Below are 13371 nucleotides of genomic sequence, written 5' to 3'. Positions count from 1 at the left end.
GGGGAGCTCCTAAATCGTCGCGATCAGCGCCATGTGGTCGGAGGTGGATATAATGCGGCCGTAGTTGTTCCACTGCCTAAGAATGGCTTGATCGCTGGCCTCGTTACGGGTCTGGTCGATGATCCGATCAGGCGGGTTAGCGTAGCGCTGATCTGCCATCTGTACGGGCCAAGTGTAAAAGCCTGCTGGAGCGTTGTGCGGCGGCGGATTAACCTGTGCAAAGGGCTGCGGCACAATGCCGTTCATTACGCTGACTTCACCCATCGGGCCGCCAGCGGTCATGCCGAAACGAACCAAGATATTGTCGTAGGAATAGTCGCGAACCGATGAAGAACCTGACCCGATGATGCCGTATCCAGGATAAAAGTCCGCCGTATTGCTTACATACCAATAGGTTGCTTGGGCTAGGGTGCGCATGTGGGTGGCGAAATAACCTGTGTAACCGCTAAAGGTTTGCGGATCGGTTGGGTCGTAGGGTACGGGGGCGGGGACTGTGAGCGCCATTTGATAGCCAAGACCGGTCAGGTTGACATAGGAAGCTTCTTGCTGAAGTTGGTGCTGGGCCGCATTTTGAATGTTCTCTGTCAAATTTAGATTGAAGTCGCCAAGCACAACTTTAACTTGGTTCGCCGTTGGAGCTACGGCAACTTCAGCTAGCTGCGAAAGCTGCTGAATGAAAGTGCGTGCACGCCCCTTGTTGGCGGGGCCATGTACAGCGAATAAATCAATTTGACGGATAACTGTACCGGTGCCGTCCAGTTCCCCGAATGAGACTTGATAGGGCGTGCGGTTATTTCCAAAATTGACCACGTTTCCGGCATTTGGATAGCCAGGGGCTACGTGGAATGTTGTATTCGCGGCGCAGATATCTTCCTGAGCACCCGCGTTTGGCAGTGTGGCAGGAACTTGCCGGTTGGGTAGCACGCCAGCAAACATACCCGGGTAGGCCGCAGTGGCTGGAGCCGGAATTTGGTTCGGATCTACGGCTGGGCCCTGCGCTCCAGGCCAGATCCTAGGGCCAGCGAAAGCCAAATGGGTACTGTCGTAGTAGACTGCAACGGAGTCAGAGACGCCCGTCTGTAGGGGCGGCACCAGCATCCAGTGGTTGTTTCCAGTTGCCCCGCGAATGATATCCAGAAGATCGGTTGCGCCTTGCCCACCCAAACCATCGTCAAGCAACCCAGGGATGTTGTTTTGGGGTTGATGGAGGGTTGAAACTTCTAGAATTACCAAAATGTCCGGCGCTATAGCGATTCCGCCCGGATGAATTGGCATGAGGTTTGACGAGATATAGGATTGATGGCCCAGGGACATTTCAAATGGTTTCACACCGTAGATCGGATCATCGTTAAAGCCGATTGCTTGCAGCTTGGTGATGTCGAACTGATCAATATTCCAAACCATTACCCGGGTCATGACGATGTCTCCTTGTCCTGCGGCTGATCAGGTGCGTGGCCTATTTGCTTTGCTGGAGCCAACAATTTTTTCTGAGCCGCATCCTTGTCGATATAGGCGGCGTACCACCCCAAGGCACCGCTGCCTGTTGGGTCACCGAATAGGAAGAAGTTAATTGGGCTGGAGGGCAACTTCGCCAACCCGAGGAAGGAGAGTGCGATATTGTTGAGCCGCAATACGAAAGCCCGTTGGTCAGCGGTTATGGCCTCCTGACGCAGCAGTAAGCTATCGATGGAAAGCTTCATGACTCCCTGAATGGAGAGAAGCTTGGCACCGGGCGCTGCGCCCGGCAGTTGCAGACCGACGAAGACCGCAGGGGCCGCCGCACCCTTGCCCGAGCTCGGCGCCCAGGCCAGTAGCATCTTTGAGGAGAAACCGGCAGCGGAGACTAGAGCTCCCGGCGTACCCATACTTACCGTATAGCTGATGCCGTACCAGGGGCCGGAGATTGCCTGAACTTTCGGCTCAATGCCCACGGGAAGGTAGCCAAAGTCGATTGGCCGCTTGTCTTCCGCACCGGCGATAAAGCCTGAGACGCTGAGGGCAAGATCCTTGAACAGGCTATGGTCGCGCGCCTTGCTAGCACCCGCATCCAACCCGAGCCGTTCGGTCTCAAAGGTAAAGGTCACCGCATTGGGCGCATCAATCGGCGAGCTCATAGCGATTTCCAGGCCCGAGAAGGCGAGGCCGCTCGGTGGGTCGTTGACCTTGGCACCCTCAGGCAGGCCGAAGGAGAGGAGGTCGACGTGACGAGTGGTATCGTTGTCGGCCACTGAAAGCTGGGCGAACTCGAAAATACCGTTCATTATAAAGCGGCTGCGGATAGTGCCGCTTTTATCCGTCGATAAGGTATTGAATACCACCCGCTGTAGCGCCAGGCTTGGCAATGCGCTGTTGTTCAGCTCGAACACATTGGTGTTGTTTTGTTCGAACACATAGACGGGAGTTGCCCCTTGGCGCTGGTAGCTGCCACGTAGCACCACCGCCGTCGCAGGCAGTTTACCAATTGAGCCGTAACCTTTGGTAACCGGCGACATAAACAACTGATTCATGGTGAGCTGAATACGGCTACGAAAGTCAGTCTGCGCGGCATTCTCGAACAGCGTCTGCAGCTGCAGCACGGTGAAGCCAAAGTCACCTTGGGTAGCGAGCGCCTGGGGCATCTCCGGATTGCCACCCGCAGCAACATAAGCTTGGTACTGGGGCAGTTGATAATCGATCAGGCCGAACAGGCTGCTTGGCACCTGCATGGTCACCTGGGTGCCGTCGACGCTCACCCGGCTGGCAGTTGCGCCGAAGTGATGCGCTTCGAAGCGAGAAAAATCGATGCCTGCCGTTAGTCCCTTGATTTGGTCGGGAAAGCCTGATGGATCCACCTTTGCCTTGAGGACGATAAAGCCTTGCCAGTTTGGATCCTGCACAATCCGGGCGAAGTTAGCGTAAAGCGTGTTGCTCCTTTCTTCTGCCTCTTTGATTCCTTCGTTTAGATAGGTTTGCAGATAGGACGAAAGCCCAGCCAGTGCAGTAGCGGCATCCCCCTGTCCAGTTAGCGAGAAGTCATCCACTCCGACCCACTGATTAGGATTTTTGACCCTTTCGGTCAATGCCCCATCGCAGTATTTTAGAATCAGGATATTGCTGTAGGCGGTAGTATTGAGGCTATCGCCAACCGCTGCCGTCATGCCCCAATCTGCGATGACCACATCACGCTCAAAGATAGCGGTGGCATTGGCTGGAGAAGGTTCACCAAGGTGCTTTGGATTGACGATGACGGCCAACAGTTGGTTGGTTTGGAAAAGGTTCTGTAAATCGGCATCGGGCTCGATAAAGCCAAAATCTACTTCGTCGGTTGCTGGCTTCTTCGCGTTCGACTTGGCCAAAAATATCTTCTGGTAGAGCGCCTCGGCCCCTCCCGCTGAGGCTGTGGCGATCTCGGCGTAAAGCCCCTGGGGGGTAGTCGATTGATGTGTCACATCGTGGGTGTTCGGTATTGCGCTGTTGTCCTTCGCCGCCCTAAGCTCGACCACGGCGCGGATACTGGACACCCCTAGTAGGGCTTTGCGCTCTGCACTCAGAATCTGGCTTTCGAAAGTACCGACCAGGTCGTCAGGGAAACCGTCGTTGTCCTTGGTCAGCCCGGCATAAGGTGCGAAGGGCAGCAGTAACTTTGCATTCGCTGGCTGAGCGATTGGCGACGGGGTTGGCAGCGGTGGAAGTACCGCAAGGGTGCCTGCTTTAGCACTTGCACCCGGAGCATATAGCGGGCTGCCTTGTGGCTGCGCTAGATAGGCTGCTGCACCTCTCGGGCCATTGATAATAGCGCCATGGCTAGTGGTGTAGTCTGTGATGAGCCGCTGCTTGGGCACGGCCGCGCCCGGATCGTCGAGACTGGCACTGGGGAAGGGGAAAACCGGCGCGTAGGCTGAGCAATTGGGTTGGAACTGTACCCGGTCGTAGGAGGCTCCGGCCTTGTAGGGGGTGATTTGGAGCAGCTCCGAACCGAACAGTCCAGGCAGTACCAGGCCACTTCCGTTAGTGCTGAGAGCATAGTCGCCGGCTGGCGCGAAATAGACCTTTGCAAATGGGCCATTAGCTCTATCCCGAGTTTGGAATACCAGCGCCCCGCAGTTTCTCACGGGTAAGTCATCTTCACCGTAACCACCTTGTGCCACCAGCCCGACCGGGTTGCCATGTTTATCACGAAACCAGCTGGCGATATCGGTACCGTCGGCAAAGCCAAACAGGCTACGGTAAAGGCCAATGCTGGGGTCAGAGAGTGCGCCAGTATTTAGCTTATCCAGGGGGTCGAGTGCGGCGGAAAAGCTGAGCGCGGGCAGTTCCTTGGTAACCTCGAATAATGGATATATTTGCCGCTGTTCAGCGCCCTTGCCATCAGCATAGAGATAGTGAAAGCCCGTCTCGAAATAGCTGATCGGACTCCACTTATTTGTCCGTGTCATTAATCCCTTAACGGTTAGACAGCCAGCGAGATCTCCCTGAAATGGAATGACCAGATCGCTCTCGGCCTCCGGTGCGCCGAAGCCATCGTCTGTGTTAAATGCAATCTGCTGCGCTCCGGATTGCCGGAATAGCAGCCCTTCGTCTCGCATCGTTAGCGTGACTTGGCGAGGGATCGATAGGGTAAGTTGGCCGAAATGTAAATTGTAATTGCTGGCTGTGGAAGTGGTGCTGAGGCCCTGGAAAAATGTGATTGTGGTCTCGTTTGGCGCTCCAAATGTCGGCGTTGCCGTGTCGGGCATCCACAACACCGCTGATCCGGTAAAGCGTTGCGGATTACCGATGCCGAACTTGTCATTCAGCCACTCCTGTACGGCAGTGATAAAGGTCTCAGCTTCAGCTTTGTTTTTTAGCGGTGGCGAGTCGGTCGAAAATAGGAAATAGCCCGCGTTGAAGGCTTCCGGCAAGCCCAAGGTGGCAGGGGGACTGCTATCGCCGCGGTAAATAAAGCCAACCCATCCAACTGTCTCTCTAGTTGGTTTTAGCGTATAGAGCGCGCTAGTGAAGTCTTGGGCAAAAAATGGCTCATCAGTCATGCGGATCTCCTTCGCGCGCTTCATCGGACACCCTTTGAGGGGCGGCGACTTGAGGCCAGGCGATGTTAGCCACCGAGGCTGAGACCTGTGTTTCCGGGGTGGTGGCGGTCTTAAAGAAACATTGCAGGAACAGCATGCCGGGCCCTATCTCGGTTGGCACAGCCAGGGTGATCTTCGCGCCCTTGGCTATGTGTAGGTTGCCGGCGCTGATCTCATCCGGGTAGACCTGCACCGGTGCGAGTTGGGTCGTCGTCATGGCGGCAACCGCGCTGCCTTGGAAGAGGAATTCGAAATTTGCCGTGTTGGCGGAGACTCCCCGCACAGTGGTATTGGCGGTGAGAGTAGCGTCGAGCTGGGTAACATAGTGGCCGACTACCGGCAGACCTTTGGCCTGCCAAGAAGCGATATCGCCTTTAAAGCAAAAAGTTTGCCCCGACTGCGTGGCGCTGACGTCGGCCTCCAAAGAAGAGAAATGCGGCGCGGCCTTAAGCTCAAGCTTGATTTTTCCCGTTGCAGTGGCTTCATCGTTGGCGAGATTCAGGATCAGCTCCGGCTCCGTATAACCGAGCAGGCGCTTGCCCATTTCTCGGCCAGCCAGTGCTAGCTTAACAACGACCTGGCCCATACCAGGGGCGACTTTTGCTTCAATGGTGAGAGGCCCCGCGGTGGCTTGATACGGGGCTAGGGCGTTGAAAAATTCAATCACCTCATCTGTGCTGAGTGCACGAGGACGCCCATTCAGCAGTTTTTCGGCTTGCGTCATGACTGCAGATCCGATCATAGGTCGATAAACCCAGTCCGTGCGCCAAGGTGACGACAGCGCTACGCAGAGACTGCGCAAAGACTACGCTCTGGCATTTGAGCCAAAGCGTAGGCGTTGTGGTTAGGATTAATTCGCTGAGGAAAGCGGCCAGCTCGCAACAAGGGCGTTGAAAGGCACTGTACTCGTGGCCGTCTTGATCTTTAAGTTTGCCGCTACCGCCCCGTTCTGCATTGATGTTGGTATCGTCAGCGTAAAGGTGCCGCCTTCTTCGATGGTGATAGAGCCTGCCTTAATTTCGAAAGGGGTTGTAATCTCTGGAGCAAACTGAGTCATGGTGCCCGACCATAGCGTCATCGATCCATAAATAATCGATACTGTTGCGTTCTGACGGGAATCACCGCTCACGGTGGTGTCGATAGATACTTCTGGGGTGATTGAATAGCTGAATTTCAGCGGCGCGCTTGTCATCAGTTCAGCTGTCAGAGTATCGCTCATGGTATTTTCTCCCTAATATAGGCATAAGTTAAAGATCATTTATATGCAAGGCGACGCACTACTTTAGTGGTCTAAGTAAGTATTGGTTCATGGGATGAAAAGTGTCAACGTCAATCCAATTAAAAAGTATTATTTTTTACTATTTATTTGGTTTTTTCATCTATGCTGTTGATTTTGTTTGAATTTTGTTTTTGTTAATAATAAGTGAAACATGCTGGTGATTGAAAGATCGTGATAATCAACAACTTAATATTTTTTCGGTATGGGATTTTATCTGCATGGTATTAAGTTATTGATTTTTGGCTTTGGACTTTCAGGTTGGTGAATAGTTAGCTTGTTAGTTAACCTTTGAGTTATAAGGTTGGGGCTATTGAATACGTCACCTGGCCGGCGCTGTGCCCTGACTATCTTGGAGTTTTCTTCAAGCATGTCTTAGTGAAGAGGCCTGATAGCAGGCGTTATGCGATGAACAGCACAGAGTTCGTGGGGATCCGTCAGCTTTTATAGACTTTTATAAAGATGTCCATATCGGTGGGGTAATAGTCCTTGCCGACATTGGGTGCAGCGCTGACACTCTCTCTAATGCTTCGATTCCCCGTTAGCGGAGAGAGACTGTGACTCGCCATGTTGCTCTATTTGCCTACCCCGACTGCCAACTGCTGGATGTCAGCGGCCCCTGGCAGGTGTTCGCCAGCGCCAATGCGCTAAGCCCCCAGCCGTTGTATCAGTTGACCCTGGTCGCCGATGCCGTCGGCCCGGTTGTCACCAACGGCGGCCTAGCCGTACATGCTACGCACACCTACCATCAACTTACTCATTTACTGCCCCTGGATACGCTGTTGGTGGCGGGCGGCAGTGGCGTGATGCAGCAGCGTGAAATAGCCGCAGTAACGCGGGTGCTTTGTGAGGTCGCCCCAGAGGTGAGGAGGCTCGGCTCTATCTGCTCCGGGGCATTTTTGTTAGCCGCTGCAGGGTTGCTGGATGGCTGCCGCGTCACCACTCATTGGCGCCATGCACCTCAACTGGCAGATGAGTACCCCGCACTAAGCGTCGAGCCCGATGCACTCTATATCGAAAGTAACGGCCGCTACACCAGCGCCGGTGTAACGGCGGGGATTGATTTGGCGCTTTCGCTGGTAGAAGCCGATCACGGTGCTGATCTGGCCGGTCGAGTGGCCCGTGAGCTAGTGGTGTTTTTGCAGCGCCCTGGTGGGCAGTCGCAGTTCAGCGAGATACTGCGACACCAACAAGAGGCGGGGCCGCTCCGCCGCCTGCTGGATCAGCTCCACGCCGACCCCAGCGTAGATCACGGGCTTGAGAGCATGGCCGATCTGATGGCGGTCTCCCCGCGCCATTTAACCCGGTTATTTAGGCGCTACTTAAATACCACCCCCGCTGCTTATCTAACCCAACTACGCCTCGAGCAAGCGCGCTTGGCGCTGCTCAACGGGCGCGAAAACGTATCCCTCGAGCGCCTGGCACAATGCTGGCGGCTGGGCGGCGCGGAGCAACTGCGCCGCCAGTTTCAGCGCTACTACGGCGTATCACCCTCGGTATATCGCCAGCGTTTTGCGTCTACCCATACAGATGATTCTATTCAGGAGAGAGTTTCATGCCTTTAACCGTCACCCTATTGTCGCTCTGCCAGGCGCTACTGGTTACCGGTAATGTTTTGCTGATTGCCGTCTCGCCGCTGATTGGGGCGTCTTTGGCGCCAAGTGCGTCATGGTCGACCGCGCCGGTCGCCACCCAGTGGCTGGGGCTGATGTGTGCCACCATTCCCGCCTCGTTAATTATGGCCAGACTGGGCCGAAAGCGCGGCTTTATACTGGGCAATATTTTGGGATTGGTGGGCGCACTGGTTGCCGTGCAGGCGCTGATTGGCGAGCGCTTTGGGCTGTTCTTGCTGTCGACCTGGCTAATCGGAATCGGCATTGGCTTTGGCCAGCTCTATCGCTTTGCCGCGGTGGAAGCCGCCCCCACGCCGATGCGTGACCGGGCGATTGGTTTGGTGATGGGTGGCGGTGTGTTAGCCGCGTTTGCCGGGCCATGGCTGGCCAGGGTGAGCCGTGAGCTGGGTGAGGTGCCGTTTCTGGGCAGCTTTGTGGGCTTGGCAGCGCTCTACGCACTGGCGTTAGTGGTGCTGATGCTGACGCAACTACCGCCTGCTTCCCGCACCCACGGCGAAGGCAATGCACTGCCGCTGGGTAAGATACTCCGCCAGCCTGGATTTATTGTGGCGGTGAGCGCGGCGATGGTCGGATACGGCGTGATGAATCTGGCTATGACCGCCACGCCGCTCGCCATGGCGGGGGCTGGACACCACTTTAACCATGTTTCAATGACCATTCAGTGGCACGTGGTAGCGATGTTTTTACCCTCGTTCTTTACTGGCCATTTGGTCACCCGCTTCGGTGCCAAACAAGTCATTGTGGCAGGCTGCCTGCTGCTGGTGGCAAGTGCCTTGGTCGCTCAGTTGGGTATCGGTTTAGCCGGTTTCAACGTGGCGCTGATTTTGCTGGGCTTGGGCTGGAATTTTACCTTTCTGCCCGCTACCGGGCTGCTCACTGAGAGCTACCGCCCGGTGGATAAAGCGCGCACCCAGGCCGCCAACGAGTTTTTAGTCTTTGGCACCGCTGCGATTACTGCGTTGCTCGCTGGGCCCTTGGTCAGCGGCTTAGGCTGGGCGACACTTAACCTAGTGTTGATCCCTATCTCGCTGGTGCCCTTGGCGGTGCTGGTGTGGCAGCACCGAACCAAGCTGGCAAACGCTTAAAAATCCCCCGGCGCGCACTGCAGGCAAGTAAGCCCGAGCGCGCGCCACTGGGCGACCACGGCATCACGGTCATCCAGCACCAGCCAAGGCGTAAAGCCGTCGCTGCGCATTTGATTGAGTAGCGCGGCTTTTACTTCTTCATCATCTACATGGTCATCGCCCTCAGGGCGCAGGTACATGGCATCAAAGGGGATAGTGTGGCGCTCTAGCCAGCGTTGGGTATGCTCACGATGGCTGTCGGGGCGACCGCTACAAATCACGATCTGCTGGCCTTGGGCTTTCAGTATCTTGACCAGCTTGGCCACCGCTTCGATCACCGGCGCTTCGGCCATATGGGCAAAGAAGGGCTCCCACTGTTTTTGGCTGCCCAGCACCCAGTCACTGACCTGGTGGGGGTGAAACTCGGCTAAGGTGCCGTCAACATCAACAATTACTGCGGTCATGCAAAACTCCCTAAGCTGGAAAGGGTGACTAGACGTGAATGAGCAGATAAACGCTGGGCAGTGCAGAGGCGCTCGCCTAGTAGTCCATGCCAGGCATTCAATTCGTTATTGGCCAGCTGGGTAAATAGCGGCACCACTTGAGTGGCGCCCAACTGATCGGCAAGCGCCACCAGGTGCGACGCGCGTAGGTGAACATTCCAGCGCTGCCAGCTGATTTGGTCTGCCGCTAGCTCGGCGCGGCGATCAGGGGTCAGATAACCGGTGTGGAGCAGGTGGTGGTCGGGCCACTGTTCCGGCGTATCACTGCGATCGCACATCAACATAAGGGTTGGCGAGTAAGCGTTCTGCCGCGCTAAAAGTGAGCGAATCGAGTGGTCGAGCCCAGGCCGACGCAGTGTTGCAGGCAGTGCCAAGAGCGCGGCCAGGTTGTCGCGAATCACCGGGTCGATGGCGAGCGTTAACTGCCGCCGGTCAGCCTCTTTCGCCAGCCAGAGTGCCATCTCCAGAGCGCGGCCGGTTTCCGGCACCGGAAATGCCAGCGGCTGATAAAGATGCTCACTAATGGCCTGTACACAATGTGCTTGGGGTTGGTCGTAGCTGCCGTAGGAGGCATCCAGTAGCGCAATAACCGCTTTCGGCGGAGTATCAAAAGGAAACAGTCGCGACTCAAAACAGGCGTCGCCGCTATAGTAAACACCGCCCCCTACCGCTAAATGTAGCCACACACCGCCTAGCGAGTGCCCCGCTTGGCCGGTGGTAACAATGATGCCTTCCACCTCTAGCGTGCCGCGTTCGGGCAGTGGGTGCCAGGGGCGGTTGTGAGGCAAGGCATTGGCTACCAGTGGTGTGCAATAAAGTGGCACGTTCTCCGCTAGCTCGGCCACGCCGCCGATATGGTCGATATGGTCATGGCTGATCAGTACGGCATCCACATCCAGGTTGTTCGTCCAAGTAATGGTGTCATCCGAGTGGAGTGCACCGCCTGCATCTAGCAGTAGGCGTTTTCCCTGGGCTTCTACCACTATCGCAGCAGGCCCTTTGGCGCCTAAACCACTGAGAATCTCGATATTGACACTCATTGGTCGGGCTCCAGGCACCAACCCTGCTGAAGGTCGACGACAACCTGGCTACCCAGGTCAGGCGCGGTGTGGTGGTAGGCCAGCAGTGTTTCCCCGCTGGGCAGGCGCAGTGCGAGCTCATAGCGCTCGCCGCGGAAAATCACGCTTTCCACCTGTGCGGCAAGCTGGTTATGAGTGGGAGTCGCGGTGGAAAGGGGGGCTGCGCTGATCTGAATATGTTCCGGGCGAACCAGTACCGTTTGGGTGCGCTCGGGCTCGATGGCGTTGAGCCCGCGCATTAGGGCCGCGCTCTCAAGGCGCTTTCCAGGGTGACCGGCGGCGACCTTTAATTGGCTGCCCTGGCCGATAAAGCCTGCTACCCAGGCGGTTCTCGGCTGCCTGTAAAGGGTTTCAGGGGCGCCCCATTGAACCAGCTTGCCCGCTTTCATCACGGCGATTTTGTCTGCCAGCGCCATGGCTTCGGTTTGGTCGTGGGTGACATAGACCAGCGTGGCGCCAGTGCGCTGATGAAAATCGCGGAAGCTGTGCTCCATGGTGGCGCGCAGGTGCCGGTCAAGGTTGGCCAGCGGCTCATCCAGCAGCACCACCGAAGGGTCGCTGACCAGGCAGCGCGCGAGAGCGACGCGTTGGCGCTGGCCTCCACTGAGGGCCTGGGGCATGCGATCGGCGTAGGCATCGAGCTCCACCAGGGCCAGGGCCTGCTGCACCCTGTGGTGGTACGCTGCCCCGCGCAGGCCGCGTAGCTTGACCGGGTAGCCGACGTTGTCAGCCACGCTCATATGCGGCCATAGCGCATAGGATTGGAACACCATGGCCATATTGCGCTGTTCAGGCGGCACATGGGTATCGGCGCTGGCCAGGGTGCGATTGGCTAATTGAATCGTACCATCGTTGATCGTTTCAAAGCCTGCCAGCATGCGTAGCATGGTGGTTTTGCCACAGCCACTGGGGCCGAGCAGAGCGACAAACTCGCCTGGATTGATCGTCAGCGACAGCGCATCAACTGCCGTCTGCTCGCCAAAGCGCTTGGTGACACGGTCGATCGTTAGCCCTGCTGTGTTTAACCCTGATGTGTCTAGCTCTGCCATGGAATGACTCCTTTGGGTAAACGCGGCGCCAGTAAACTGAGTGTCAGCATCAGCGAGGCGACCATGATCACCACCAGCACTGACACCGCAGAGGCCAGCACGCTTTCGCCGCCTTCGTCGAGGTTGAAAATCAGCACGCCGAGGGTTTCGTTACCGGCGCTCCATAGCAGGGCTGACACGGTCAGTTCGTTGACCGCCAGCAGAAACACCAGCAGGCCGCCTGCAAACAGCGCGGGTGCGACCAGGGGTAAAATAATGCTGCCCAGGCGCCGCCAGGGGCCTGCACCCGCGAGCTGTGCCGCCTCTTCAAGGGAAGGATCCAGCTGCGCCAGGCTGGCGGCGACGGGCTTAACGCAGACCACCAGAAAGCGCGCCAGGTAAGCGATAAAAATCAGCCCCAGGGTGCCGTAGAGCGCCACATTGATAATCGGCAGCGGGCGAACAAAGAGCAGGATGCAGGCAATGGCCAATACCACGCCGGGAAGCGCATAGGGAATCTCAATGGCACTGAGTACCACACCCCGCCAACGTTCCGGCAGGCGCTGTAGCCGGTAAGCCAATGGCAGACTGAGCAGCATCAGCACCACAGCCGCGCTGCCCGCCAGCCACAGACTGTTGTTCACCGCTCGCCATGTGGCGCCTTGGCGACCCACCACTTCGGCGTAAGCGTTCAGGGTGGCGGTCTCGGCGTTTAATGGCACGCCCATGGCGGGTACCAGCGAGCTGATGATCAGGGCAAGCAGCGGCGCGACCAGAATAATCAGTAAGATCCCGACGAGCGTGGCGGTCATCAGCGAGCGCCAGCTTCCCAGGGTGAAATCATGGGAGCGCCCACTATGGCCGCCCAGCCCGAAGCGGCTGCGATTCATCAATTGCTGCTGCAACGCCACTCCGGCCAATGCCAGTAAACCAATCAGCAAGGAGAGCGCAGCCATCTCTGCCAACACCCCTGTGCCAAAGTTGGCCATACGCTGGTAGATCAGTGTGGGCAGTACGTAATAGCCTGCGGGAATACCCAGCATGGCGGGGATGCCGAAGTTGCCGAGACTAGAGATAAACGCCATCGCGCCCCCGGCGATCAAGCCGCTACGGGTCACGGGTAGAATAATATGACCCCACACTTGGGTTTGTTTGGCGCCGCTAATGCGAGCGGCTTCAATAAGCTCTCGGGGTAGCGAAAGCAGACTGGTGCGCAGGGCTAAAAACACCAGCGGTGCGCTCTGGATGCCCAGCAGTAAGGCGATACCTTCAGCGGAGTAGAGTGGTTGCGGGCTGCCCAGTGGTGGCGCCAAGCCAATGCTTTTCAGTAGCGGGCTGGCCGGGCCAAAGAGCTGCAGCCAGCTCAAGGCGGTAACCTGGGGCGGAATCATCATCGGCAGCATAAAGCAGAACACCAGCCACGCTTTGCCGCGCACATTGGTGAGCGTGATGGCAAAGGCGAATAGACTGCCCAGCACCAGAGCGATCAGCATGCCGAGCCCCGAGGTATACAGGCTATGCCAGAGTGCTCGCCAAGTGCTGGCACTACTGAGCACCTGCCACAGCGGTGACTGGCGGCCCTGAGCAAGATCGCTCAACGCCTCCATCAGCAGACGCAGGCTAGGTGCCAGGCTCAGCAGTACAATGGCGATCAGCAGGCTTGAAAGCAGCCAGCGGTGCTGGCTGCCGTACTTGTTGTCGTTGCCGGTCTTGTTGTCAAAGATGAGAGCGGACGTCAT

At 57.0% G+C, this 13371-nt stretch carries 10 protein-coding genes; 2 read left to right on the top strand and 8 right to left on the bottom strand.

Translation table 11 applies throughout. The features are described from left to right. Positions 1-9: 9 nt before the first annotated feature. From YERSI8AC_RS20145 to YERSI8AC_RS20130, 4 genes are all read right to left on the bottom strand, one after another. Positions 10-1416 carry a hypothetical protein gene (locus YERSI8AC_RS20145; protein WP_022521861.1) on the bottom strand — a complete coding sequence of 469 codons (1407 nt, stop codon included), beginning with the start codon at positions 1414-1416 and terminating at the stop codon, positions 10-12. Continuing rightward, positions 1413-5009: a hypothetical protein gene (locus YERSI8AC_RS20140; RefSeq protein ID WP_138799354.1), complete on the bottom strand. Its 3597-nt coding sequence runs from the start codon at positions 5007-5009 to the stop codon at positions 1413-1415. Before YERSI8AC_RS20140 ends, YERSI8AC_RS20145 begins: the two co-directional genes overlap by 4 nt. After that, positions 5002-5772, bottom strand: a complete 771-nt coding sequence (locus YERSI8AC_RS20135) for a hypothetical protein (RefSeq protein WP_138799355.1) — start codon at positions 5770-5772, stop codon at positions 5002-5004. The genes YERSI8AC_RS20140 and YERSI8AC_RS20135 overlap by 8 nt, the downstream gene beginning before the upstream one ends. Positions 5773-5898: 126 nt before the next feature. After that, positions 5899-6267 carry a hypothetical protein gene (locus YERSI8AC_RS20130; protein ID WP_022521864.1) on the bottom strand — a complete coding sequence of 123 codons (369 nt, stop codon included), beginning with the start codon at positions 6265-6267 and terminating at the stop codon, positions 5899-5901. Between the two features lie 614 nt (positions 6268-6881). Here YERSI8AC_RS20130 and YERSI8AC_RS20125 point away from each other — a divergent pair. Both YERSI8AC_RS20125 and YERSI8AC_RS20120 read left to right on the top strand, forming a co-directional pair. After that, a complete protein-coding gene (locus YERSI8AC_RS20125) occupies positions 6882-7889 on the top strand; it encodes a GlxA family transcriptional regulator (RefSeq protein ID WP_159177395.1) in 1008 nt (335 codons plus the stop codon). After that, the gene (locus YERSI8AC_RS20120; RefSeq protein WP_138799357.1) at positions 7880-9043 is read left to right on the top strand and encodes an MFS transporter; all 1164 of its coding nucleotides are present in this window, start codon (positions 7880-7882) and stop codon (positions 9041-9043) included. The genes YERSI8AC_RS20125 and YERSI8AC_RS20120 overlap by 10 nt, the downstream gene beginning before the upstream one ends. On the opposite strand, the gene YERSI8AC_RS20115 is transcribed toward YERSI8AC_RS20120, so the two are convergent. Genes YERSI8AC_RS20115 through YERSI8AC_RS20100 form a run of 4 tightly spaced genes read right to left on the bottom strand, consistent with a single transcriptional unit; the run spans position 9040 to position 13371 of the window. Further along, a complete protein-coding gene (locus YERSI8AC_RS20115) occupies positions 9040-9486 on the bottom strand; it encodes a phosphatase domain-containing protein (RefSeq protein ID WP_022521867.1) in 447 nt (148 codons plus the stop codon). The genes YERSI8AC_RS20120 and YERSI8AC_RS20115 overlap by 4 nt on opposite strands. Continuing rightward, entirely contained in the window at positions 9483-10565 is a 1083-nt protein-coding gene (locus tag YERSI8AC_RS20110) for an MBL fold metallo-hydrolase (protein ID WP_138799358.1), read from the bottom strand. The genes YERSI8AC_RS20115 and YERSI8AC_RS20110 overlap by 4 nt, the downstream gene beginning before the upstream one ends. Beyond that, on the bottom strand, positions 10562-11653 hold the full coding sequence (locus YERSI8AC_RS20105) for an ABC transporter ATP-binding protein (RefSeq protein WP_138799359.1): 1092 nt from the start codon (positions 11651-11653) through the stop codon (positions 10562-10564). The genes YERSI8AC_RS20110 and YERSI8AC_RS20105 overlap by 4 nt, the downstream gene beginning before the upstream one ends. Next, positions 11641-13371 (bottom strand): ABC transporter permease, encoded by a 1731-nt coding sequence (locus tag YERSI8AC_RS20100; RefSeq protein WP_159177394.1) that lies wholly within the window; start codon positions 13369-13371, stop codon positions 11641-11643. Before YERSI8AC_RS20100 ends, YERSI8AC_RS20105 begins: the two co-directional genes overlap by 13 nt.

It is taken from the genome of Halomonas sp. 113 (assembly GCF_904067645.1).
Lineage (GTDB): Bacteria > Pseudomonadota > Gammaproteobacteria > Pseudomonadales > Halomonadaceae > Vreelandella > Vreelandella titanicae.
Note: the sequence above shows the minus strand (reverse complement) of the source record. Positions and strands in the feature narration are given on the sequence as shown.